Origin of the sequence: Citrobacter sp. ABFQG (assembly GCF_004322975.1) — a bacterium.
In the GTDB taxonomy this organism is placed as follows: domain Bacteria; phylum Pseudomonadota; class Gammaproteobacteria; order Enterobacterales; family Enterobacteriaceae; genus Citrobacter; species Citrobacter freundii.
In genome coordinates, this window is the sequence record NZ_CP036435.1 from 1,799,092 (window position 1) to 1,824,364 (window position 25,273).

21 protein-coding genes are annotated in these 25,273 nt (G+C 54.2%); 11 read left to right on the forward strand and 10 right to left on the reverse strand.

Features of this window, described 5'->3' with window-relative positions:
- The first annotated feature begins 135 nt into the window (after nucleotides 1–135).
- Genes WN16_RS08660 through WN16_RS08680 form a run of 5 tightly spaced genes read left to right on the forward strand, consistent with a single transcriptional unit; the run spans nucleotide 136 to nucleotide 4,881 of the window.
- On the forward strand, nucleotides 136–963 hold the full coding sequence (locus WN16_RS08660) for an ABC transporter ATP-binding protein (protein WP_032937018.1): 828 nt from the start codon (nucleotides 136–138) through the stop codon (nucleotides 961–963).
- Nucleotides 960–1,973, forward strand: a complete 1,014-nt coding sequence (locus WN16_RS08665; protein ID WP_044699294.1) for an iron ABC transporter permease — start codon at nucleotides 960–962, stop codon at nucleotides 1,971–1,973. Before WN16_RS08660 ends, WN16_RS08665 begins: the two co-directional genes overlap by 4 nt.
- On the forward strand, nucleotides 1,970–3,022 hold the full coding sequence (locus tag WN16_RS08670; protein ID WP_044699295.1) for an iron ABC transporter permease: 1,053 nt from the start codon (nucleotides 1,970–1,972) through the stop codon (nucleotides 3,020–3,022). Before WN16_RS08665 ends, WN16_RS08670 begins: the two co-directional genes overlap by 4 nt.
- A gap of 15 nt (nucleotides 3,023–3,037) precedes the next feature.
- Nucleotides 3,038–3,985, forward strand: a complete 948-nt coding sequence (locus WN16_RS08675) for an iron-siderophore ABC transporter substrate-binding protein (protein WP_044699296.1) — start codon at nucleotides 3,038–3,040, stop codon at nucleotides 3,983–3,985.
- Nucleotides 3,986–3,987: 2 nt separating this feature from the next.
- Entirely contained in the window at nucleotides 3,988–4,881 is an 894-nt protein-coding gene (locus WN16_RS08680) for a MurR/RpiR family transcriptional regulator (protein WP_044699298.1), read from the forward strand.
- Between the two features lie 73 nt (nucleotides 4,882–4,954).
- Here the strand turns inward: WN16_RS08680 and WN16_RS08685 are convergent, their stop codons facing one another.
- The 3 genes from WN16_RS08685 to WN16_RS08695 all read right to left on the reverse strand — a co-directional run bounded on the left by WN16_RS08685 (nucleotide 4,955) and on the right by WN16_RS08695 (nucleotide 8,372).
- On the reverse strand, nucleotides 4,955–6,052 hold the full coding sequence (locus tag WN16_RS08685) for a 4Fe-4S binding protein (protein ID WP_044699299.1): 1,098 nt from the start codon (nucleotides 6,050–6,052) through the stop codon (nucleotides 4,955–4,957).
- 219 nt (nucleotides 6,053–6,271) lie between these two features.
- Nucleotides 6,272–7,660 (reverse strand): diguanylate cyclase, encoded by a 1,389-nt coding sequence (locus tag WN16_RS08690; protein ID WP_003021304.1) that lies wholly within the window; start codon nucleotides 7,658–7,660, stop codon nucleotides 6,272–6,274.
- 79 nt (nucleotides 7,661–7,739) lie between these two features.
- On the reverse strand, nucleotides 7,740–8,372 hold the full coding sequence (locus tag WN16_RS08695; protein ID WP_044699300.1) for a LysE family transporter: 633 nt from the start codon (nucleotides 8,370–8,372) through the stop codon (nucleotides 7,740–7,742).
- Between the two features lie 325 nt (nucleotides 8,373–8,697).
- Here WN16_RS08695 and yahO point away from each other — a divergent pair, with 325 nt between their 5' ends.
- On the forward strand, nucleotides 8,698–8,973 hold the full coding sequence (gene yahO, locus WN16_RS08700) for a DUF1471 family periplasmic protein YahO (RefSeq protein WP_003021310.1): 276 nt from the start codon (nucleotides 8,698–8,700) through the stop codon (nucleotides 8,971–8,973).
- A gap of 32 nt (nucleotides 8,974–9,005) precedes the next feature.
- On the opposite strand, the gene prpR is transcribed toward yahO, so the two are convergent.
- Nucleotides 9,006–10,616 (reverse strand): propionate catabolism operon regulatory protein PrpR, encoded by a 1,611-nt coding sequence (gene prpR / locus WN16_RS08705; protein ID WP_044699303.1) that lies wholly within the window; start codon nucleotides 10,614–10,616, stop codon nucleotides 9,006–9,008.
- Nucleotides 10,617–10,868: 252 nt separating this feature from the next.
- Between prpR and prpB the strand changes: the two genes are divergently transcribed.
- From prpB to prpE, 4 genes are all read left to right on the forward strand, one after another.
- Entirely contained in the window at nucleotides 10,869–11,750 is an 882-nt protein-coding gene (prpB, locus tag WN16_RS08710; protein WP_044699304.1) for a methylisocitrate lyase, read from the forward strand.
- Between the two features lie 80 nt (nucleotides 11,751–11,830).
- The gene (gene prpC, locus WN16_RS08715) at nucleotides 11,831–13,000 is read left to right on the forward strand and encodes a 2-methylcitrate synthase (RefSeq protein WP_003838667.1); all 1,170 of its coding nucleotides are present in this window, start codon (nucleotides 11,831–11,833) and stop codon (nucleotides 12,998–13,000) included.
- Nucleotides 13,001–13,040: 40 nt separating this feature from the next.
- Nucleotides 13,041–14,492 carry a bifunctional 2-methylcitrate dehydratase/aconitate hydratase gene (locus tag WN16_RS08720; protein WP_044699306.1) on the forward strand — a complete coding sequence of 484 codons (1,452 nt, stop codon included), beginning with the start codon at nucleotides 13,041–13,043 and terminating at the stop codon, nucleotides 14,490–14,492.
- A 40-nt stretch (nucleotides 14,493–14,532) separates the two neighbouring features.
- Entirely contained in the window at nucleotides 14,533–16,419 is a 1,887-nt protein-coding gene (gene prpE, locus WN16_RS08725) for a propionate--CoA ligase (protein ID WP_103790846.1), read from the forward strand.
- A gap of 90 nt (nucleotides 16,420–16,509) precedes the next feature.
- Here prpE and lacA read toward each other — a convergent pair whose 3' ends face one another.
- From lacA to WN16_RS08745, 4 genes are all read right to left on the reverse strand, one after another.
- A complete protein-coding gene (gene lacA / locus WN16_RS08730) occupies nucleotides 16,510–17,121 on the reverse strand; it encodes a galactoside O-acetyltransferase (protein ID WP_003021330.1) in 612 nt (203 codons plus the stop codon).
- A gap of 28 nt (nucleotides 17,122–17,149) precedes the next feature.
- Nucleotides 17,150–18,403 carry an MFS transporter gene (locus WN16_RS08735; RefSeq protein WP_044699309.1) on the reverse strand — a complete coding sequence of 418 codons (1,254 nt, stop codon included), beginning with the start codon at nucleotides 18,401–18,403 and terminating at the stop codon, nucleotides 17,150–17,152.
- Between the two features lie 51 nt (nucleotides 18,404–18,454).
- Entirely contained in the window at nucleotides 18,455–21,538 is a 3,084-nt protein-coding gene (locus tag WN16_RS08740; protein ID WP_044699310.1) for a beta-galactosidase, read from the reverse strand.
- Between the two features lie 121 nt (nucleotides 21,539–21,659).
- Nucleotides 21,660–22,742, reverse strand: coding sequence for a LacI family DNA-binding transcriptional regulator (locus tag WN16_RS08745; protein ID WP_044699311.1), 1,083 nt, complete (start codon nucleotides 22,740–22,742; stop codon nucleotides 21,660–21,662).
- A gap of 110 nt (nucleotides 22,743–22,852) precedes the next feature.
- On the opposite strand from WN16_RS08745, the gene WN16_RS08750 reads away from it, so the two are divergent.
- Entirely contained in the window at nucleotides 22,853–23,515 is a 663-nt protein-coding gene (locus WN16_RS08750) for a class I SAM-dependent methyltransferase (RefSeq protein ID WP_044699313.1), read from the forward strand.
- Here the strand turns inward: WN16_RS08750 and WN16_RS08755 are convergent.
- On the reverse strand, nucleotides 23,512–24,462 hold the full coding sequence (locus WN16_RS08755) for a helix-turn-helix domain-containing protein (protein WP_044699314.1): 951 nt from the start codon (nucleotides 24,460–24,462) through the stop codon (nucleotides 23,512–23,514). The two genes, WN16_RS08750 and WN16_RS08755, sit on opposite strands and share 4 nt — an antisense overlap.
- Nucleotides 24,463–24,480: 18 nt before the next feature.
- Complete coding sequence (locus tag WN16_RS08760; protein ID WP_044699316.1) at nucleotides 24,481–25,257, reverse strand: MBL fold metallo-hydrolase; 777 nt, start codon at nucleotides 25,255–25,257, stop codon at nucleotides 24,481–24,483.
- Nucleotides 25,258–25,273: the final 16 nt, after the last annotated feature.

Here is a 25,273-nt window from a genome sequence, read left to right on the forward strand (position 1 = left end):
CGGGTGATGTAACTACAGGGTGTAATTGCTTGACTACTACAGTGCAAGCCAGCAAGATCACAAAGAGAATGAGTTTTATTTTTATTTAGAGAATTACGCATGCAGGCTTTGCCATGCGGCGGCGCAGGAGTGAACATGCCACAGCATGTGGAAAATATCGCCCACAGAACGGGCATTGAACTACAACAGCTTTCTGCGGGTTATCGCCATAACACCATTGTCCACGATATCTGTCTCACTATTCCGCAAGGCAAAATGACGGTACTGGTGGGGGCGAACGGCTCGGGTAAATCAACGTTGTTAAGCACTATCGCCCGTATGTTGAAACCGCACGGCGGCAGCGTATTGCTGGATGGCAAAGCCATTTATCAACAGCCTACCAAAGCGGTTTCACGCCAGCTCGGCATCCTGCCGCAATCCCCATTGGTGCCCGAAGGACTTACCGTTTTCGAACTGGTATCGCGTGGGCGTTTTCCCTGGCAGAACATGCTTTCGCAATGGACGGACGATGACGAACGCGCCGTGGAGCAGGCACTCCAGTTAACCGGAACTGCTGATTTTGCGCATTTGCCGGTAGAGAGCCTTTCCGGTGGGCAACGTCAGCGCTGCTGGATTGCGATGGCGCTGGCACAGCAAACGCCGGTCATCTTGTTGGATGAGCCGACTACGTTTCTCGATCTGCGCTATCAGGTGGAGATCCTCGAACTGTTGCATTCACTGACTCGCCATCATGGCCGTACTGTGGTTGTGGTCCTGCATGACCTGAATTTTGCCGTGAATTACGGGGACATGCTGGTGTTCCTCAAACAGGGGACGTTGCAGGGCGTCGTGCATGATGGCGAAAACTGCACGCCCGAGTTGATTAAGCACGTGTTTGACGTCGACGTGCAGATGTCGGTGAATCCTCTCACCGGCAAACCGTTCTTTATGCCGTTCCGCGCGCCGGGCGGGCAAGAGCAATGACGGTCATGGCAAGCACACTGGCTCGTCGCCGTGGCCGGATTATGCTGGCGTTCCCCGTGTTAACGCTGCTGTTGTGTGTTCTGGCAGTGGTGCATCTGGGTGTGGGCGCACGCACTATCAGCCCGCAGACCGTCGTGCAGGCGCTGTTCCACTTTGACGCGAAAAATTTCGACCACCGGATTATTGTCTCCTTACGTCTGCTGCGTATGACGGCGGCGATGCTGGTCGGCGCGGCGTTAGGTGTTGCGGGGGTTCTGTTGCAGGCGTTGATTCGTAATCCGCTGGGAGAACCGCATATTCTGGGGCTGAATGCCGGTGCGGCGTTTGTCGTTGTGTTGTGCACCGCGCTTGGCGTGACGGGGGTAAGCCAGCCATTGCTGGCGGCAGGCGGTGCTGCGGCACTCTTTTCGTTGGTGATGGCGCTTGCATCTGCCGGGCGCGGTGGCTTAACGCCGCTGAAGGTCACGCTGTGCGGCGTGGCGCTGTCGGCCATGGTGTCATCGCTTACTGCGGCCATCCTGATTCTGGATGAACAAACCCTGTTGGCAATGCGCACCTGGCTGGTGGGTGATCTCGCGGGTCTGCGTTGGGAAAGTGTCAAAAGTGCCGTTCCCCCGTCGCTTGCCGGTATGGTGCTGGCGCTCGCTATCGCGCCGGGCCTGAATATTCTGGCTCTCGGCGACCGTATGGCCTGTGGGTTAGGGGTGAACATTCTGCGCATACGCTTGCTGGCGATGATCGCCATTGCGCTGTTGTGCGGTGCGGCAGTTTCTGTCGTGGGGCCGCTGGGATTTATCGGCCTGTTAGTGCCTAACGTTACCCGCCGTCTGGTAACAGAAGATATTCGCCAGATGCTACCGACGTCGGCATTGCTGGGTGCGGCGCTGCTGCTGCTGGCGGATATTGCCGCCCGCACGGTGCTGGCTCCGCAGGAGCTGGCTACAGGGATCATGACCGCCCTGGTGGGCGCACCGGCGTTTATTTTCATTGCGTCGAGGTTTTTGAAATGAACGATATGCTGCAACGTGCAGGGCTTCGTGCATGGCGGGTGGGTGGATTTTCTCGTGTCATTCGTCCCAAAACCGTGCTGTACAGCCTCAGCCTGACGGTGCTGGCAATCGCATTACTGCTGTTTGGCGTGATGCAGGGGTCGCTCCCGGTTCCGGCTTCCGCTATCGGACGGGCGGTGTTTGACTCTCAGGCGTTGACGGTTCAGCAACAGTATGTCGTTTGGGATGTACGACTGCCTCGACTGCTGATGGCGCTTCTGTGCGGGGCGATGCTCGGATTGGCAGGGGCGGCGATGCAATCTATCACCCGCAACGGGTTGGCCGATCCCGGGCTTATCGGTGTCAAAGAAGGGAGTTGCGTGGTGGTACTGGCCCTGGTGCTGTTTTTCCCGTCCGCAAGTCTGGTTTGGCGGCCCCTGGCGGGAATGGCCGGCGGCGCACTGGTCGCCACACTGGTGATGCTGCTGGCCCGTGATTTCTCCCGGCCTCGCTTCGTGTTGATAGGCATTGGCGTGTCGTGGTTCTTTGCCGCGGGAATGGGCGTATTTATGACCACCGCCGATGTCCGTGACGTACAGACTGCACTGGTCTGGCTGGCGGGAAGCCTTCATGCCGCCACCTGGCCACTGCTGCTGGTGGCACTGGTCTGGACGTTGCCTGCGGCCATCATCTTATTTGCCACGGCGCGCGCTTCGGATGTGGCGCTACTTGGCAATGCGACGGCAACGGGGCTTGGTGTCCATTTACCCCGACTGGCGTTGTTGCGTTTTCTCGCGCCGGTTGTACTCACCGCCGCCAGTGTTGCCTGCGTGGGCAGCCTCGGTTTTGTCGGGTTGATGGCGCCACACATGGCACGATTCTGGCTGCGTGGCGGACAAACAGCGCTGCTGTGGGGAAGTGCGTTGATCGGTGCGTTGCTGGTGCTGGTCACCGATACCGTGGGTCGTCTGGCGTTTGCACCACTGCAAATCCCCGCCGGGATCGTCATTGCCCTGGTCGGTGGACCGTTCTTTTTGCTGTTGCTCTGGCGTCGCCGGGATCGTTTGTAATTGTTAAGAGGGTATATGCGTTTAATCTTTTCATTGCTGCTGCTGGTCGGCTGCACCGTCCAGGCGGCGGTGCCTGTTCAGTCATTTACTGACGATCTCGGGCGAGTGGTGAACGTGCCGCTGCATCCGCAGCGTATTGTGTCATTGCACGATCTCGACATCACTATTCCGCTGATCGAACTGGGCGTGCCTCCGGTGGCCAGTCATGGCCGAACGCGCCCGGATGGCAGCCATTTTTTACGCTCCGGCGTGCAGCTGACCGGCGTGGATTTTGATAATTCGAACATTACGTATATCGGTACGGCAGACATTGATATTGAAGCCATTGTGGCGGCAAAACCGGATTTAATTATCACCGAACCCAGCCGTAACACGCCGATTGAGCAACTGGAAAAAATAGCGCCGACGGTCAGCATCGATCATCTTGATGGCGGTGCGCCGGAAATCTACCGCAAGCTGGCGCAGCTTACTGGTACGCAGAACCGGCTGGCATTGCTGGAACGGCGCTACCGTGAAGAAATAGCCCAGCTCAAGCGAACGGTCGATACGCAGCACATCTCTGTGGCGGTAATACAGGCCAATCATGGCAAAATCAATGCGTTGCACACCTATCATTCCCTGGGGCGAGTTTTACGCGATGCTGGTTTCACTTTCCCGAAACTTATCGACAGTATTCCGCCGGGTGGGCGCATTGATGTCAGTGCGGAACGTCTGCCTGAACTGGATGCCGATTTTGTCTTCGCGACTTGGCGTGGCGATACCGGCGGTAAACCGCAGGATGAAATCGCGGCGATGGATGCGGTGATGCCTGGCTGGTGTGAGTTCCTGACCGCCTGCCAGCGCGGACATTACGTTTTACTCTCCCGTGAAGAGGCGATATCCAATTCCTATGCCTCGCTCAGTCTGATGGTGGCGCAGGTGCAAACGCATATCGCCGGACGATGGCTACCGGAGGCTAAATAACCATGCTGGCGGCGAAAAAAGCCAAAAACCGTATTGATGTCTATGGTGACCGTTTTCGCGCCCGGGCGCATTTACTCTCGCCACGTATGCAGGCCGTGGCGCGTTATATCAACGAAAATCGCGAAGTGGTGCTGGAGTTTACGGCGATAGAAATCGCTGCCGCCACGCAAACCTCTGACGCGACGGTGGTCAGGGCAATTCAGGCGCTGGGGTTTGCCGGGTTGCGCGATTTAAAGCAGACCATTGAACACTGGTTTGGCCCTGGCGTGACCTCAGAAGAGAAGATGACCACCACGGTGAATACGCTCTCTTGCGATGTTAATTCCAGTATTGATTTTGTCTTGCAGGGGCATCAGGGTACCTGCGAAGCGCTTTCTACACCGCAAAACCGCTATGCAATTGCCCAGGCGGTGGCATTACTGGTAGAAGCCCGTCAGGTGGGAATTTTTGGTATCGGCGCATCCGGCGTATTGGCGGATTATACCGTTCGTCTGCTCAGCCGTATTGGCCTGCCTGCGGTAGCATTTAATCGCACTGGGATTAACCTCGCGGAGCAACTGATCGCATTGCAGCGTGGAGATGTGCTGATCATGATGGCGCAGAAATCTCCGCATCGTGAAGGGCTGACGACCATTCGCGAGGCCAGGCGGTTGGGTGTCCCGGTTATTTTACTGACGAACGCGCTGGACTCCCGTTTTAGTAAAGAAGCGGATGTGGTGATTAACGTGCCGCGCGGCGGCGAGAATGGGAAAATGCCGCTCCACGGTACGGTGCTGGTGTGTCTGGAAATGATTGTGCTGTCTGTCGCTTCCACTGCGCCGCAGCGATCAATTAAATCCGTGAAGCGGATTAACGAACTGTATCGGGGCATTGGTAAATCCGGGGCGAAGAAATAAACCGGTGATATCCGCTGTGTAGGCCGGGTAGGGTGTTGTCGCCACCCGGCATAAATGCAGACAGTTCAAACCATTAATGGCCGATCATCTTTGCCTTCGGGATCAGCTGGAAATACATATGATCGGGTACTGGCGTATCCCAGACGTTGGCGTACACCGCATAACCTACGGCGGCAAACAGAATACCAAGCACCAGTAGCGCCATGGCAACACCTGACATCGTCCTCTGACGCCATAACGATTTACCACCGTTGCCTTGTGCGCCAGGCGGAGTCTGCAGTGAAAAGCTCAGCGTTGAGGCTACCGGGCAGGATTCAACGCAGGTCATGCAGCCAGTGCATTCCACGGTACGCACCTGAATCAGTCTGTCGACCGGGATATTCGACGGGCAGTTTTTCGCGCATTTTCCGCAGTCGATGCAACTGTCTGCGTTACGGCGGATTTTAAACGGCGAGAATAGCGAGAACAGGCCGAGCAGCGCGCCATAAGGGCACAGATAGCGGCACCAGGCATTGCGAATAAACAGGCTCAGGACGCTGATAACGACAACAAAGATGAGCGTAGCGGGGCCAATATGGCGAAAGAAATCGAGCATCTTCACGTCGATAATCATGCCATAGGCCGACATTAGAAAATACTGAATCCCCTGTGCAGGCATCGACAGGGCAATATATAAAAAGAAACTCAGCAACAGATACTTCAGACTGAGCAGCGGGATATCCAGCCAGCGCGGCAGCGTGAAGTTGCGACCAAAGACTTTTTTCCCCAGATTGCCGAGCAGTTCGGACAGTGTGCCCACCGGACATAACCACGAACAGAAGGCTTTTTTTAACAACAGACTAATCAGGATAAACGCAACTAACAGCAGCATGGAGGCGGCATGGATGGGAGGAAGAAAACCAGTCTCCAGCGTATAGCGGATATTCATCAAACCCGCGATCGGTAGCCATCCCTCAATACCACCAGGCCTTGGAATATAGACGCTGGTGCCGGCGGTTTCGAAATAGCGGACCCAGTAATAGAACGTTACGCCAATATAAATATTAATAGTCAGCAGGAGAAACTGGGTGGCTTTTCGCCAGCTGCTGGCATTGCGCCAGTCATTCCACGGCAGTTTGCCTCCGATCGTGCCAGGACGGCGCTGCCAGCGCGTTCTCTTCTTCCCATTCATGATTTTATACTATCCCTCATATTTCCCCTTCTGCATTCAGAAGGCGTTATCACCGGGATATGCTAGCGCCATTTAGATTTGGTGTATTTGATTTGCATCTTATTACGTGGCTGTTATTTTCATCATGCAAATATACTTGAATAAAAATAACAGCTCGATATTTATCGCAAGCCAGATAAATACCCTGAACGGGGTATTTATTTCTCTGCAAGGCAATGGTTATTCCTGATAAATCTCAACGCGGTCGCGACCATTACTTTTTGCCAGATAAAGTGCGCGATCGGCTTTATCAACCAGCTGTTTGTAGTCGGGATGATAATCATATTCGGCAATACCGATACTGACGGTAATAGAAAACGTTTCTGTCGCAGAGGCTGCCATGCGCATCCCTGCAATTTTCATGCGCAGCGTTTCCAGAATAATACTGGCCTGCGATTCATCTGACTCGACGAGCAGAATCATAAATTCTTCACCACCGTAGCGGAACACGTAATCGCTGCTACGGATATGATCATGAATGACCGCTGCGACATTTTTGAGCGTCAGATCGCCGGTATTATGCCCGAAGTTATCGTTAATTTGCTTGAAGTAGTCGATATCCAGCATCGCCAGGCTAAAAGGCTTACGCGCATGTAACGCCAGCGAGATTTCACGTCGCATGATGGTCGGAATAAAGCGGCGATTAAGCAACTGGGTCAACGAATCTTTACCATTTTCCTGCTTAACCAGCGCCTCAAACATCGAAGCGAGCAGGAAATGGATTTTTGCCGACAGCTGGCGAACATCCTGTAATAAGCTCATCCGCTCGGGTTCTGTCGGCTGATGCTGAGGTGACAGGGTTGTCGTCAGACGGGTGTCGATCTCTGCAATCAGTGATTCCATTTCTTTGAGCAAATTGCTGTTGCCAAGAATATGTTTTCCCTTATGTGAGAACCACATACCAAAATCAGAGTTCGCCAGAAACACCATTTCACCGAAAGGCATTCCGGTGGCAATGTTATAGATAAACTGGTTTTCCCAGTCGGTAAACGAACGGATTTGCCGTTCGCGCTCGACGTTAACGTCATCGTAAATAGTCTGCAGACGATACTGTTCCTGTGTATGCAGGGAGTTTTGGTAGCTTGGGGAATAGGAGACGGTCATGGCCTCCAGCGCAGTATCCATTGCCAGACTGCTAAAACAGATAGCCCTGCTCAGCAGGGAAGACGAGTCGTCAGCTTTGGTTTTCAACACCCGATACAGCTCATCTTTGAGCTTACGCGCACCGCGGTTCACCAGATCGATGGGCAGACCGATACGGGCATGCACTACGCCAATTTTGCGTTGTTTGGCCAGCAACTGTGAGAGATCTTCGTGCGCGCTGCCGAGCACGCTGCGTAACCAGTCAAACATACTGCCGCTGAGGCGGGTACTGACCTGTTCCGTATTGAGGAACAATGCACTTTGGGCATGGGAGAGCATATAGTCATAAAAAACGGTCACTAAATGGTGGATCTCTTCATCGCTTAACGATGTGAGGAGCGTGTGAACGTCAGGCGATGTTTGTCGTATCAGTGCCTGCCATTCTGTAAGGAGTAATGTGTCGTTTTCCGGTTCAATCTGTTCCATCTCGCTGCCACTCAACGTGCGATTAAAAATTCAGGCAGTATTACGGACAATTACCTCACGATGGTCAAGTTAAACTCTCTTATCGATGGCTAATACCCTCATAAATAAGCCTGAGCGCGAAGACACCTATTATTGCGCCAATGACTCGGCTGGCAACGCGTTGGATGCGGCCATAGGCACGGCGTACAGCGGGTAACGAAAATGCCTGGCTGAGAAAAATACGCCAGATAACGGAAGACAATACAATACCTGCCCAGGCCATCAGCCTGGCCCACGTAGGTGTGTCTGCGCTTAAGGTGACCGAGAAGATACTAATAAAAAACAGTACGGTTTGTGGGTTCGATAAATCCGTTAGTAATCCTCGGCGGAAAAATACATACCAGGGGGCGGAAATCGGCTGCTGTAGCGTGGGCATTTGTGGCGTGGCCTGATGGCGGATGCTGTTCCAGGCAAACCACAGCAGATAGACGCCGCCGACAATCTTAATCAATGAAAATATCTCTTCACACTGGGTGATTAGCGTTGCCATGCCAAAAAGCCCAAGGCCGGAGTAAAACGCATCACCTAAGGCGACCCCCAGACCGGTCATCACACCTGCGCGTCGTCCGGATGCCAGGCTAGTTTGTACCACTACGAACAGATTTGCACCGGGGTTAAAAAAGGTTAAAACAAACAGGCTGACGGTGAGCACGACGGCGTGTAGCGGTTCCATAGACAACATTTCCATTAGTAAGCGCTTGAGTGACAGCTAACACTATAATTTTAGCGTGTCTATCATTCTGCGTATTCACTCACACTGTGTAGTGAAACGCGCTGAGATTTGCAAATGACTTCATAGACTATTTTGTGCAAGTCTGGCGCGTCAGATAACGCGACAGCACAGGTTTTCTGTTATCAACGATTTGCAAAATTTCTTTATATTTCCGCCTGCTCTGGATTTTTTTGTCAGCCTGAACTACTTATTAATCATCCTTGATTCGCATGTCGAATGTTCAGGGATCGATGATGGCATATATAACAAAATCTGGAGCTTTTATATGAAAACTGGAATTAAAGTACTTATTGGTGCGTTAGCTTTTGTCGTGACCAACGCATATGCCGCGGAGTTTATGACAAAGCTTGAGTTTGAAAAGGTTGAGTCGCAGTACACAAAAATCGGTGATATCTCAACGAGTAATGAAGTTTCTGTCGCAGATGCCAAAGAAGAACTGCTGAAAAAAGCCGAAGAGAAAGGTGCCGATGTTGTGGTATTAACTTCCGGTCAAACGGATAATAAAATCCATGGCACAGCCAATATCTACAAGAAAAAATAATACGCTGCTGTAAAAATCACGATTCCCGTCGGTCATTGTACCGGCGGGTTTTCTTTTAATCTGCGCCAGAACGTGGTTCTGCTAATTCCGAGATAGCGTGCCGCCGCGGTTTTATCACCATTGAATTGTGCCAACACCTGCTGCGGCGTCAGCAATGACGATGATTGTGGTGAGTCTGCAACAATGGCCAGTTCCGGTAATAGCTGTTGTAAAAAATCAACATTCAGCTCCGGCTGCGGCTCGACGCTTAAAAATAGCGCCAGGCGCTCCATCATATTACGCAGTTCGCGGATATTCCCCGGCCAGCCATAATTCAGTAACGTCGGCTGACTTAAACCCAGCCCCTTGCGTACTGGCTCAGAAAACGGCACATCCAGTTCCGCCAGCGACTGCTTTAAAAAACCTTCCGCCAGCGGCAGGATATCGGGCAACCGCTCGCGTAGCGGCGGCAGCTTGAGGCGTAAAATGCTCAGGCGATAAAACAGATCGGTACGAAACTCCCCCTGTTTCATCTCCTGCTCCAGATTACAGTGTGTGGCGCTAATCACCCGGACATCGACCGGAATAGGCTGATGCCCACCGACTCGGGTGACCTCTTTTTCTTCCAGTACGCGCAGCAGCCGGGTTTGTAACGGCAGCGGCATCTCGCCTATCTCATCAAGAAAAAGGGTTCCGCCATGAGCAATTTCAAACAGGCCCGCGCGTCCTCCCCGACGAGAGCCGGTAAAGGCGCCATCTTCATAGCCGAACAGCTCCGCTTCCAGCAATGATTCGGTGATTGCTCCGCAGTTGACGGCAACAAACGGCGGCGAGGGTTTACCGCGCCGATTCTCCTGACGAGTGAAAAACTCACGGTGAATGGCCTGTGCCGCCAGCTCTTTGCCCGTACCGGTTTCACCCTGAATTAGCACCGGTGCACGCGAGCGGGCGTAGAGCATAATGGTGTGTCGCACCTGTTCCATCTGCGCAGAGTGACCGCGCATATCACCGAGCGCGTAGCGGGTGCGCAACGTATCGCCAGAAGCATACTGACCGTTTCTACGCAGCGTCAGGCGGGTCATATCAAGCGCATCGACAAAGGCCTGGCGCACGGTGGCCGCCGAATAGATAAAGATGCCGGTCATACCTGCTTCTTCTGCCAGATCGGTAATCAATCCCGCACCAACTATCGCCTGCGTGCCGCCGGCCTTCAGTTCGTTGATTTGCCCGCGGGCATCTTCCTCGGTGATATAGCTGCGCTGTTCAAGCTGCAAATTAAAGGTTTTTTGAAAGGCGAGAAGCGCAGGAATGGTTTCCTGATAGGTAATGACGCCAATCGACGAGGTGAGCTTTCCTGCTTTTGCCAGCGCCTGTAGCACGTCAAATCCGCTGGGTTTAATCAGGATCACCGGGATCGATAAACGGCTTTTCAGATACGCCCCGTTGGAGCCCGCCGCAATAATGGCATCACAACGCTCGGTAGCCAGTTTTTTGCGGATATACGCCACCGCTTTTTCGAAACCAAGCTGAATGGGGGTGATGGTCGCCAGGTGGTCGAACTCCAGGCTGATGTCGCGAAACAGTTCGAACAGGCGCGTGACAGAAACCGTCCAGATAACCGGTTTGTCGTCGTTCACCCGCGGTGGAAGATGCGTATCAGTCATAACCAACCCAAAAAGTAAGGAACTGAGTATTAGGGTTTAGTTGTGTTTCATAAATGTTGCAATGAAACGTGAAGGAACGTTTCATGAAACGATAGCTGACACGCTTTTGTGCATCAAAGATACAGTAATTTATATTAAGGTATTGTTTTTTAAGGGAGATCTATAAATTAATTAAAAATTAAGGTCTTTGGCATACCCCTTGCTTTAAGTAAATCAACGAATGCTAACAAGTTGATAACAAGAGGACGGGATATGTCTCTACACTCCCCAGGGCTGGCGTTTCGCGCCGCGCTCAGCAAAGAAAATCCATTACAAATCGTGGGCACCATCAACGCCAATCACGCTCTGCTGGCCCAACGTGCCGGGTATCAGGCGATTTATCTCTCCGGCGGCGGCGTCGCTGCGGGGTCACTGGGGCTGCCGGATCTCGGTATTTCTACCCTTGATGATGTGCTGACTGATATTCGTCGCATTACGGATGTTTGCCCGCTGCCCTTGCTGGTGGATGCGGATATCGGGTTTGGATCGTCAGCCTTCAACGTGGCGCGTACCGTGAAGTCGATTTCCAAAGCGGGTGCTGCAGCGCTGCATATTGAAGATCAGATCGGCGCTAAGCGCTGCGGCCATCGCCCGAACAAAGCGATCGTCTCTAAAGAAGAGATGGTCGACAGGATCCGCGCCGCGGTGGATGCACGTACCGATCCCAACTTTGTCATCATGGCGCGGACCGATGCGCTGGCGGTGGAAGGGTTAGAGGCAGCCATCGAACGTGCCCAGGCGTACGTCGAAGCAGGCGCGGACATGCTGTTTCCGGAAGCCATCACCGAGCTTGCGATGTACCGCCAGTTTGCCGACGCGGTGCAGGTGCCGATCCTCGCCAACATTACCGAATTTGGCGCTACGCCGCTGTTCACCACCGATGAACTGCGCAGCGCAAACGTCGCGATGGCGCTGTATCCGCTGTCGGCTTTCCGCGCTATGAACCGTGCTGCGGAAAAGGTTTACAACGTGCTGCGTCAGGAAGGAACGCAAAAGAGCGTGATCGACATTATGCAGACGCGTAACGAGCTTTACGAAAGCATCAATTATTACCAGTTCGAAGAGAAACTCGACGCGTTGTATAGCAAAAAGTAACCGTCGTAGGCCGGATAAGGCACAGCCGCCATCCGGCAATAAATTTGTACCCTACATATTATAAAAATGACGAGGACAACATGAGCGACACAACGATCCTGCAAAATAGTACCCATGTCATTAAACCTAAAAAATCGGTTGCGCTGTCAGGCGTTGCCGCCGGAAATACCGCGCTGTGTACCGTAGGCAAAAGCGGTAACGACCTGCACTATCGTGGCTACGATATTCTCGACCTGGCGCAGCAGTGCGAATTTGAAGAAGTCGCGCATCTGCTGATCCACGGGAAATTACCCACCCGCGATGAACTCACCGCCTATAAAAGCAAACTCAAAGCGCTGCGCGGACTGCCTGCTAACGTACGCACCGTGCTGGAAGCGCTGCCTGCTGCCTCGCATCCGATGGATGTGATGCGCACCGGCGTCTCCGCGCTGGGCTGTACGCTGCCGGAAAAAGAAGGTCATACCGTCTCCGGCGCGCGCGATATTGCCGACAAGCTACTGGCGTCGCTCAGTTCAATCCTTTTGTACTGGTATCACTACAGCCATAACGGCGAGCGTATTCAGCCGGAAACTGACGATGATTCCATTGGCGGTCACTTCCTGCACCTGCTGCATGGCGAAAAACCTTCGCGAAGCTGGGAAAAAGCGATGCATATTTCGCTGGTGCTGTACGCCGAGCACGAATTTAACGCCTCCACCTTTACCAGCCGCGTGATTGCCGGGACCGGCTCCGATATGTATTCCGCGATTATCGGCGCGATTGGCGCACTGCGTGGACCGAAACACGGCGGGGCGAATGAAGTGTCGCTGGAGATCCAACAGCGCTACGAAACGCCGGACGAAGCCGAAGCAGATATCCGTAAACGCGTGGAAAACAAAGAAGTGGTGATTGGCTTTGGCCATCCGGTTTACACCATCGCCGACCCGCGCCATCAGGTGATCAAGCGCGTGGCGAAACAGCTTTCTCAGGAAGGTGGTTCGCTGAAAATGTACAACATCGCTGACCGTCTGGAAGACGTAATGTGGGAAACGAAAAAGATGTTCCCCAACCTCGACTGGTTCTCGGCGGTCTCTTACAACATGATGGGCGTTCCCACCGAAATGTTCACCCCGCTGTTTGTCATCGCCCGCGTCACCGGCTGGGCGGCGCACATTATCGAACAGCGTCAGGACAACAAAATTATCCGTCCTTCCGCCAACTATACCGGCCCGGAAGATCGCGAATTTGTCCCGATTGAAAAACGTTGCTAATTCAAAAACCTCTAAAGATAAAAAACAGGAAATGTACCCTATGTCCGCACATATTTTGAACGTCCGCCCCGAATTTGACCGTGAAATCGTTGATATCGTTGATTACGTCATGAACTACGAGATCACCTCGAAGGTGGCGTATGACACTGCGCATTATTGCCTGCTTGATACCTTAGGCTGCGGCCTCGAAGCGCTGGAATATCCGGCCTGTAAAAAACTGCTGGGGCCGGTCGTCCCAGGTACAGTGGTACCGAACGGCGTGCGCGTACCTGGCACCCAGTTCCAGCTCGACCCGGTGCAGGCGGCGTTTAACATCGGTGCGATGATCCGCTGGCTGGACTTCAACGATACCTGGCTTGCCGCTGAGTGGGGTCATCCTTCTGATAACCTCGGCGGTATTCTGGCCACGGCTGACTGGCTGTCGCGTAATGCGGTGGCGGTGGGGAAAGCGCCGTTGACCATGAAAACGGTGCTGACCGGGATGATCAAAGCTCATGAGATTCAGGGCTGTATCGCGCTGGAAAACTCGTTTAACCGTGTTGGTCTCGATCACGTCCTGCTGGTAAAAGTGGCCTCCACGGCAGTGGTCGCTGAGATGCTTGGCCTGAACCGGGATGAAATTCTCAACGCCGTGTCGCTGGCGTGGGTCGACGGCCAGTCGCTGCGTACTTATCGCCATGCACCAAATACCGGCACGCGTAAATCCTGGGCCGCAGGCGATGCGACCTCGCGCGCGGTACGTCTGGCATTGATGGCGAAAACCGGTGAGATGGGATATCCGTCTGCGCTGACGGCGAAAACCTGGGGCTTTTACGACGTCTCTTTCAAAGGCGAATCTTTCCGCTTCCAGCGCCCATACGGCTCTTATGTGATGGAAAACGTGCTGTTTAAAATCTCCTTCCCGGCCGAGTTCCACTCGCAGACCGCGGTAGAAGCGGCCATGACGCTGTACGAGCGGTTACAGGCCGCAGGTAAGACCGCTGCCGATATCGAAAAAGTGACCATTCGTACGCACGAAGCCTGTATCCGCATCATCGATAAAAAAGGCCCGCTGAATAACCCGGCGGACAGGGATCACTGTATCCAGTATATGGTGGCCATTCCGCTGCTGTTCGGGCGCTTAACGGCGGCAGATTACGAAGACGGCGTGGCGCAGGACAAACGCATTGATGCACTGCGCGAGAAGATCAACTGCTTCGAAGATCCGGCCTTTACCGCCGATTACCACGACCCTGAAAAACGCGCCATCGCCAACGCCATCACTCTGGAATTCACCGACGGCTCACGCTTTGAAGAAGTGGTAGTGGAATACCCAATCGGCCATGCGCGTCGTCGTGCTGACGGCATGCCGAAGCTGGTCGAGAAGTTCAAAATCAACCTGGCGCGTCAGTTCCCGACCCGTCAGCAGCAGCGCATCCTGGATGTCTCCCTGGACAGAACTCGCCTGGAGCAGATGCCGGTCAATGAGTATATGGATCTCTTCATTATTTAAACCAGCGTGCAGCAAGGCGTAAGTTCAACAGGAGAGCATTATGTCTTATAGCGAGTTTTATCAACGTTCTATAACGCAACCGGAGTCGTTCTGGGCCGAGCAGGCCCAGCGTATTGACTGGCAGCAGCCGTATACGCAGGTACTGGACCACAGCAACCCGCCGTTTGCCCGCTGGTTTTGCGGCGGCACGACCAATCTGTGTCATAACGCCATCGACCGCTGGCTGGAGAAACAGCCTGACGCGCTGGCGCTGATTGCTGTGTCATCAGAAACTGAAGAAGAACGCACGTTTACCTTTCGTCAGCTGTATGACGAAGTGAACGTCGCGGCGGCGATGCTATTGTCGCTGGGCGTACAGCGTGGCGATCGGGTGCTGGTGTATATGCCGATGATCGCCGAGGCGCATATTACGCTGCTGGCCTGCGCACGCATTGGGGCAATTCATTCGGTGGTGTTCGGTGGTTTCGCCTCGCACAGCGTGGCGGCGCGCATCGACGACGCCAGACCGGTGGTTATCGTCTCGGCGGATGCCGGGGCGCGCGGGGGCAAGATCCTGCCGTATAAAAAGCTGCTCGATGATGCGATCGAACAGGCGCAGCACCGACCGCGTCATGTGGTGCTGGTCGATCGCGGTCTGGCGAAAATGGCGCGGGTCGAGGGACGTGACCTCGACTTTGCCGCCCTGCGCCAACAGCATCTCGGCGCGAGGGTACCAGTTGTCTGGCTGGAATCGAACGAAACCTCCTGCATTCTCTACACCTCCGGGACAACCGGTAAACCGAAAGGCGTCCAGCGCGACGTTGGCGGCTATGCGGTCGCGCTGGCGACCTCGATGGACACCATTTTCGGCGGTAAAGCGGGCGGCGTGTTCTTCTGCGCGTCGGATATCGGCTGGGTAGTTGGGCATTCGTATATCGTGTATGCCCCGCTGCTGGCGGGGATGGCGACGGTGGTTTACGAAGGTCTGCCAACGTATCCGGACTGTGGTGTATGGTGGAAAATTGTTGAGAAGTATCAGGTCTGCCGGATGTTCTCCGCTCCGACCGCCATCCGCGTGCTGAAGAAATTCCCGACCGCGCAAATCCGTAATCACGATCTCTCCTCGCTGGAGGTGTTGTATCTGGCGGGGGAACCGCTGGACGAACCAACCGCCAGTTGGGTAACAGAAACGCTGGGCGTCCCGGTTATCGATAACTACTGGCAGACCGAATCCGGCTGGCCAATTATGGCGATTGCCCGCGGCCTAGACGACAGGCCGTCGCGTCTGGGCAGTCCCGGGGTGCCGATGTACGGCTACAACGTACAACTGCTCAATGAAGTCACTGGTGAACCCTGTGCGGCGAACGAAAAGGGCATGTTGGTGATTGAAGGCCCGCTGCCGCCGGGCTGTATCCAGACCATCTGGGGCGATGACGCGCGGTTTGTGAATACCTACTGGTCGCTGTTTTCTCGCCAGGTGTACGCCACCTTTGACTGGGGCATTCGTGACGCTGACGGCTATTACTTCATTCTGGGGCGTACGGATGACGTGATAAACGTGGCAGGGCACCGGTTGGGGACGCGCGAGATCGAGGAGAGTATTTCCAGCTATCCGAACGTTGCCGAAGTGGCGGTAGTCGGCGTGAAGGACGCGCTGAAAGGGCAGGTAGCGGTCGCGTTTGTTATTCCGAAACAGAGCGACAGCCTTGAAGATCGCGACATCGCACATTCGGAAGAGAAGGCGATTATGGCGCTGGTGGACAACCAGATTGGCAACTTTGGCCGTCCGACACACGTCTGGTTTGTGTCGCAGTTGCCGAAAACACGTTCCGGTAAAATGCTCAGACGGACGATCCAGGCGATCTGCGAAGGCCGCGATCCCGGCGATCTGACGACCATTGACGATCCCGCGTCGTTACAGCAAATCCGTCAGGCGATCGAGGAATAGCGGTTATAACCAGGCCCGGTGGCGCGATGCTTACCGGGCCTGGTCGCCGGATAAGCCGCAATGCGGCACCATCCGGCGTTATGCCCAGTATCAAAGAGCATCTTCTAATTTATAGTTTTTATAATAATATTGCTTATCTCTGTCATTTATCTCGCGGATAACCCGACAGGGAACTCCCACAGCCACGACATTTGCCGGAATGTCTTTTGTGACGACACTCCCTGCGCCAATCACGGAATTATCGCCAATCGTTACGCCTGGATTGATGACCACATTACTGCCAATCCATACGTTATTGCCGATGGTGACCGGAAAGGAAAACATCTCTCCGGATTTCCTTAATTCATGATGAACAGGGTGACCTGTTACCGAGATAGTGACGTTTGGCGCAATTAATACGTTATCGCCAATGGTTACCGTGTAATCATCCACAATGGTAAAGTTAAAATTGGCGTAGAAGTTTTTGCCAATGTGAATATTGCTGCCGTAAGAGAAATAAATGGGAGGCTCGATCCACGCATTCTCTCCCACGGTGGCAAACATTTCACGAATCAGTTTTTCCCTCTTTTTAATCTCCGATGGACGCGTGTGGTTAAATTCATACATTAACTCCTTTCCGCGCAGTCTCTCTTCCGGCAGCCCCTCGCACATATCAGTAAACAGCTTGCCTGCTTTCATTCTGTCTCTCATAGACATGCTCATCGAAGATATTCCTTCTTGTTATTTGTCTTCAGACTTGTTTACTTGCCGGGGTGAAAACGCGGGAAAACGGCCCCGGTCCACTTAGGGTAAATACGGAAATCAACGTGAAGCTCAGCGCAATAATCCCCAGCACCAGATAAGCTCCCTGGAAACCAATACTTTCATACATTTTCCCGGCCAGAACTGACATGAAAATCATTGCTAACTGTTTGAAGAAGCAGAAACACACCAGATAAATCGTCGCCGAGAAACGCACTTCAAACTGACTGGTGATGTATTTGAAGCAACCGACGATCAGGAACGGTATCTCAAACATATGCAACGTTTTGAGAATAACGACTTCCAGCGCAGTGGTGGCGAATGAGGAGCCAATAATCCTTACCGACATAATCGTACCTGCCAGCAGCAGGGCGTTCTTCCCGCCGATGCGATTCACAATCAGCGGCGCAAAGAACATGATTGAGGCGTTGAGTAATTCTCCCATCGTCGTGACGTAGCCAAACACGCGGGTGCCCTGTTCGCCGGTGGCAAAGAACGAGGTAAAGAAGTTGGCGAACTGCTGGTCAAACACATCGTAAGTACAGGAAACGCCAACTACGTACAGGGAAAGGAACCAAAGTTTTGGTTGTTTAAATAACTCCAGCGCCAGCTTCAGGCTGAATGCCGAGTTATTGGCGCCTACCGCATCCGCGACTTTTGCAGAAGAGGGGGCATCTGTTTTTGAAAATAACAGCAGCAATGCCAAAATGACCGCGCAGCCGGAGCCTAACCAAAAGACAAATTGGTTATTGATGGTGAACATAATGCCGGCAATCGAGGCGCACAGCGCCCAGCCCACGCACCCAAACATGCGCGCGCGACCAAATTCAAAGTTGCTTCGGCGGCTGGCTTTTTCAATATAGGCTTCAATCGCCGGAGCGCCGGCATTGTAAATAAAGCCAAGGTAAATCCCACCGACAATTGAACCCAGTAAAATATTAACTTGTAATAACGGACCAAAAATGTAAATAAAGAACGGGGCAAACATTACCAGCATGCCGGTAATTACCCACAGCAGATGTTTACGCAGGCCAAGCTTGTCGGAGAGTAGTCCGAAAATTGGCTGAAATAACAAAGAAAACAGTGAGATACAGGCGAAGATGATGCCGGTATCGCCTTTACTGATATGGTTTACCTCGTGTAACCAGATGGGGAAGAAGGGGAAATACGCACCCATAATAAAAAAGTAAAAGAAGAAGAAAAAGCCGAACATCCAAAAGTTAGTGTTTTTTAAATAATATATAACAGACTTCCTATAAATGCGGGCAGGTTTGGGCCTGCCCAACTTATATTATTATTTTTGGCCCCAGATGAACTGGAAGTGGTAGCGTCCGGCGCTCAGCAGAAATTCCGGCGACACGGAAGGGCTCCACGAATCATCGCCGCCAACGCCCATATGGAAGCCATCAATATTGAGCCAGGTGCCCGCCTCAGGCTGCAGCAAATGGCGGTGGCTGGTTGCCATCAGTTGCTGCTGGCTAAAGCGGCTGATGTTGAACAGGAAGTCCCCACGCCACTGGTGCGCGCCGTAGTGCAGTTCGCGCGTGCCGCAGCGCAGACCGTTTTCACTTGGGAAAACATACGGGGTGTACATCTCATCAAGCGACAGATCCCAGCGATCAAAACAGGCGGCGCCCAGACGGTCCGGGTAGTTCTCATGTGGACCGAGACCTAACCAGTTCACTCGCTCTGAGATCTGCACTAACTGGCAGCTCAGGCCGATGCGGGCCGGATGCGGCGTACCGCTGGCAACGTCGACATCCACCGTTATCTGCATTTCACCCTTGCCGTCAATGCGGTAGCTTTTTCGGCTGATGAACAGCGTTTCGCCCTGATACTGCCACGCATGTTCAGTGGTGATCAGTACCGCATCGCTCAGCGTATTGGCAGCACAGTGTAGTAACGTTGCTTCAGCCTGATAGTGACCGGCGGCCTTCCAGCGTTCGACCCAGGCGTTCGGGTCGATGCGGGTTGACTCGCTCACGCCGATGTCGTTGTCCAGCGGGGCGCGGGTGAACTGGTCAGTAAGCGGAGTTAACAGTTGGGCTGAATCGCCAATCCAGTACTGTGTCAGCAGGCCAGACTGACGGTCGAATTGCCAGCGCTTGTGGTCGTTCTCAACAGTAAAGACGTTTTCGCTCACATTGAGCTGTGGCGCGGTGCGGGCAGACGGCAGTTGCGTCAGGCTGAGCTTCTCTTGAAGCTTCCATTGCTGCCAGGCGCTGATGTGCCCGGCGTCTGACCACGCGGTTGCCTGAGGTTGTTCTACGCGTACCGTCAGCCACAGCTGACCTGCGGTTTCCGGCATCGGGACATCTGGCAGGGTAATCACCTGGCGACCCTGTGGAGCGATATCCAGAACGATTTCTCCGGCGGCCAGCGGGTTGCCGTCCTGGGCAATAGACCAGTGCAGAACTTCGTTATCGCTGCGGCGGAACAGATATTCGCTGGTCACTTCAATCTGGCGTTTAGCGCCCGGCAGTAACGTGAACTGGAAAAACTGCTGTTCATGTTTGGCCTCGTATAACGCCGGGTGTGGGGTGCGATCGGCGAACACCAGCCCGTTCATGCAAAACTGACGATCGTTAGGTGTGTCGCCAAAATCGCCACCGTAGGCTGACCATGCTTTGCCGTTCTCATCATATTTGGTCAGCGACTGATCCACCCAGTCCCAGACAAATCCGCCCTGCAGGCGCGGATACTGACGGAACGCTTGCCAGTATTTGGCAAAGCCACCGAAACTGTTGCCCATGGCGTGGGCATATTCACAAAGGATCAGCGGACGCTGCTCGCCGGGCATCGACAGCCACTTTTTAATCGACCATTTGGGGGCGGCGGGGAAGGGTTGATCCTGATCGACGCGGGCGTACATCGGGCAAATAATATCGGTCGCTGCGGTATTTGCGCCGCCGCCTTCATATTGTACCGGGCGTGACGGGTCTTCTGATTTTATCCAGCGGTAGAGCGCGTCGTGATTGACGCCATGGCCGGATTCATTGCCCAGAGACCAGATGATAATGCTCGGATGGTTGCGATCGCGCTGCACCATGCGCGTGACGCGCTGGCTCATGGCAGGCAACCATGCGGGATCGTCGGTGAGGCGATTCATCGGCACCATGCCGTGGGTTTCAATGTTGGCTTCGTCGACGACATACAAGCCGTAGCGATCGCACAGGGTGTACCACAGCGGGTGATTTGGGTAATGGGAGCAGCGCACGGCGTTGAAGTTATTCTGCTTCATCAGGATGATGTCTTGCACCATCGTCGCCTCATCCATCACCTGGCCGTTGATCGGATGGTGCTCATGACGGTTGGTACCGCGAATCAACAGCGGCTTACCATTGAGTAACAGCAGTCCGTTTTCAATGCAAACCTGACGAAAGCCGACGTCACAGGCCTCCGCTTCTATCAGCGCTCCGTCCGCGGTGCGCAACTGCACAACGGCGCGGTACAGATTGGGCGTTTCGGCACTCCACAGAGCCGGTTTTTTGACGTTCAGACACAGAGTCACCCGGTCATGATAAGCACCGCGTTCATCAATAATCTCACTGCCGAGTGGGGAATTCGTTTCGGCTGTGAGCGTTTCCCCCTCCCACAATTGCAGGGCTACGCGTAAATCTTCGCTCGCGTTGCCCGCTACTCTGACTTCCACTGCCAGCGTGGCGCGGCTGAAGTCGTCGTTAAACCAGGTATTAATGCGCAGGTCGCGAATTTGCGTTGTGGGCTTATGCAGCAAAGATACGTCGCGAAAAATACCGCTCATGCGCCACATATCCTGGTCTTCCAGATAGCTGCCATCGCTCCAGCGCAGCACCATCACCGCCAGACGGTTTTCGCCGTGCTGCAGATAATCGCTAAGATCGAATTCAGATGGCAGGCGGCTGTCCTGTCCGTAGCCGACCCAGCGGCCGTTGCACCACAAATGAAATGCGGAGTTCACGCCGTCAAAAATAATGCGCGTCTGACCCTCATCTAACCAGATATCGTCAATATAAAATGTGAGCGAGTAACATCCTGTCGGGTTCTGTGCCGGAACGTACGGAGGGTTAACCGGGATTGGGTAGGTGACGTTGGTATAAATTGGTGCATCGTAACCGTCCATCTGCCAGTTCGAGGGGACGTTGACAGTATCAGCTTGTGGCAGATCGCTTGTCAGCCAGCTTTCCGGCACAGCCTCCGGCGCGGCAAACCAGGCAAATTGCCACTGGCCATTCAGCGAGCGTAACTGACTCGAACGCTGATTCGTACGTGCGTCATCTGCTGAACGCCAGCTACAGAACGGTGGATGCGCCTCCAGGCGGTTGAGCTGCGTGACGCCGGGATTTTCCCAGTCACGGCGGGCCAGAACAGCGGAGAGTGAATCTGTGTTCAGGTTCATAACGGTATCCTGTTTGAATTTGTTATACGCTCACAATTTCAATCAAAATACGGATAAGCGATCCCAACTGTAAAGGATAGGGCGTTCAATGAGTGAACTGACTCACACAATTGTTGTGCGTTCACAATTTGGGTGCGAGCTGAGAAACTTGCCGCGCGAGCTGGATCAATGAATCGGCCAGCGCCTGGGGTGAGGTGGTTTGGGTGTTGGGTGGCAGAACCGTTTTGCGCTTAACCAGGGTGACGGGCAGCAGTTGGTTGCCCACGGTTGATTCGCCACGGGGAAGTTGCAGCAGCCTGTCGACGCTGGTTTCACCCAATAACGGAAAATCCTGCCTGATGGTGGTCAGCGGTGGAATGTAGCAGGCGCTGTCTTCGGTATCATCGTAGCCAATCACCGAGATATCTACCGCCACCCGCAGACCGAACTCGCTGATTGCGCGCATCGCGCCCAGCGCCATTTGATCGTTAGCGACCAGCATGGCGGTAGGGAGGTTACCGTTATTCAGCATATGCATCGTTTGCTGAAAACCAGACATCGCACTCCAGTCGCCTTCCAGCTCCACAACGGGTTGTAGCTGGTAATGTGCCAGATACTTGTGCCAGCCCGCACGGCGAAGCCTTGCCGAAACGGAAGTGTGCGGCCCGCTCAGCAGGGCGATACGCTGATGTCCGTACTGCACCAGATGTTCAACGCCGAGGCGCGCGCCGTCGTCATGCGAGAAAATCACGCTGTTAATTGGCGTCAGGTCAGAGACATCGAGAAACAGCACCGGCACCGTACCGCAGGCGGCGGCCACGGCAATGGCGTCTTCTTCATCCAGTGGATAGTTGATGATAAGCCCGGTTACGCGCTGAGAAAGCAGGTTGTGGACCGCGGCTTTACATGCCTCAACGCCGCTGCGCTCGACCATGGCGATCACCACGCTGGCACCGGACTGGTCGGCACGGGATTTTATGGCGGCAACGATTTGTGAGGGGGCATGCAGGGCAAGGTTCGCCGTCACAACGCCAATCAGCGGCGTCTGTTTGCCAGCCAGCTGCTGTGCGACGCGGTTAGGGATGTAATTGAGTTCCGCCATCGCGGCCTCAACTTTTTGTCGGGTTTTTGCGGAAACGTGGCTGGCCTGATTAACGACGCGCGAGACGGTCTGGTAAGAGACACCTGCATGGTCTGCCACATCGTATAGCGTTACCGGTTTCACGTTTATCACCCCTGTCATGACGTTATCTGCGCGCTATGATGCCACAGCGGGACGGTTTTGGGGGATTTACGCATAGGTTCTGCGAGGCGCATTCCAGGGTTGCGGATCGTGTGCTGGAGGATTTATCGTCGTTCTTCTTAACAGAAGAAAAAAGTGAGGACATTGTGAGCGACTCTGCGGCAAATAATATTCTGTCCATCTACCGACGTCATGCGGATGCCTTTGCCAGCCAGCGCTCGCGCACCTTGTTCGAGAAAAGCTGGCTCGATAAATTCATTTCCGTGATGGGCGGGCAGGGCAGCATTGTGGATATTGGCTGCGGCAATGGTCAGCCGATTGCCGGTTATTTTATCCAGCAAGGTTTTCAGCTTACCGGCGTTGATGGTTCCCCGGCGATGCTGGCGCGGGCCCGAAACACTTTTCCCGCACAGCGCTGGCTGGAGCAGGATATGCGCGAACTGGCACTCAATGAGACTTTCGATGGTCTGATCGCCTGGGACAGTTTTTTCCATTTAACTCAGCAGGACCAGCAAAAGATGTTCCCGATTTTTGACCGCCTCAGCCATCCCGGCAGCGCGCTGATGTTTACCAGCGGTACGGACAATGGCATCGCGATGGGGCAATTTGAGGGTGAGCCGCTGTTTCACGCCAGCCTCGCGCCGGACGAATACCGCGCATTGCTGTCAGCGCATGGTTTTGCGGTAGTCGAGATGGTGATGGAAGACCCGCACTGCGCCGGGCACACCGTCTGGCTGGCGCAAAAAAGAGGCTAATCGCCGCGAAAGGTTTTACGCCATTCAGACGGGCTAACACCAAAGTGGGATTTAAAATGCTGGCGCCAGGTGACGGGCGACTGAAAACCAACCTGTTCTGCAATGCGTTCAACGGGTAACTGGCTGGACTCCAGCAACGTCTGGCTACGGCGCAGGCGCTCGGCAATCAACCATTCGGCTACGCTTGACCCGGTGGCCTTCATAAAATGACGAGTGAGGGTACGACGGCTCATCATCACTCGCTGCGCCAGCTCGTCGAGATTATGCGGTTCGTGGAGATGCTGGCGCAAATAGTCGAGCAGGGCGTTGATGCGCTGATCCTGGGTATTTTTCGCTACCGGTTGTTCGATAAACTGTGCCTGGCCGCCCTCGCGATGTGGCGGCACAATCATCCGTCGGGCAATCTGATTCGCCACCGTGCTGCCAAAACGCTGGCGGATGACGTACAGGCAGCAATCCAGCGCGGCGGCGGTCCCTGCCGAGGTAATAATACCGTCGTCATCCACGTATAGCGCGTTGATATCCAGACGGGCCGCCGGAAAGCGCGCCTGAAAATCCTGCTCGAACTCCCAGTGCGTAGCTGCCCGTTTGCCATCCAGCAGACCGGCATAGCCGAGAACAAACGCGCCCAGACATAACCCAACAATTTGCGCGCCGTTTTGTCGTGCGCGGTTGAGCGCATCAAGCAGGCTTTGTGGTGGTCGATGTGCCGTGGTGCCCCACCAGGGGATCACTACAATGTCGGCGGCCTCCACCGCTTCATAGCCGTAGGCTGCGGTAATGGCGAAGCCATCCTGCGAGGAAACGATGCCCGGCTGTTCGGCGCACAGTTGCACCTCAAAGCGCTTTTTCGCCGCCACTTTGTCACTGAAAATAATGCACGGCACTGAGAAGTGAAACGGGCTGAAATCTTCCACGGCGACAATGGCGACGTTAAGCGGTTGCATACGATTCCTCTGTGGAGTTTAAAACGTCAGGGTTTCGCCATCTTCCGGCACGTTAATGAATTGCGCAATCTGGTTGTCGCGGGCGTACTCTTTCAAGGCCGCGCGGGTCAGCAGACAGTGGTTAATCGCCTCCATGTGGGTCGCCACAATTTGTGCCTCAGGTAGTACGAAGTGGGTTTTTAGCACATCTTCCGCGCCCATGATAATTGGGCCAAACCCGATAACGTGGGCAAAGCCTGCGTTCAGAATGACCACGCCGGGTTGAAAAGTCCGCATGTTGGTTTCCACCTCGTCGCGCCAGATGGTGTCCCCGACCAGATACAGCGTTTTTTCCGCCGGATGCTGGAAGATAACCCCGCAGGCATCACCCAGACGCTCAGCCATTTGCGGGATGGCGTAAGCGCGATCCGAACCGTGCTGGCCGCCGGTTTTACGCAGGGTGATATCACCAAGCGCGGTGTTTTGCGTCAGTACGGTCAGTTGCGTGAAACCTTGTTCCCGCAGTACCTGCGCATCGCGATCGTTTTGCACATAAATCGGTTTGTCTTTCGGCACGACACGAGCCGCTGCTTCATCCCAGTGGTCTTCATGCAGATGGGTCACGATCAGCGCATCAACGTTGAGCTGCGTGTCGATATCGACAGGCAGATCAACGGTCGGGTTGCGGATCTCGGCGCGAGCCGTTCCGGCAAAGCCCGGATAAGTACCTTTATCCGCTAGCATCGGATCAATCAGAAAAGTTTTACCGCCAAAGGTGATGTGCTGCGTGGCGTTACGGATTTGCGTGATGTTCATGATGTTTGCTCCACGT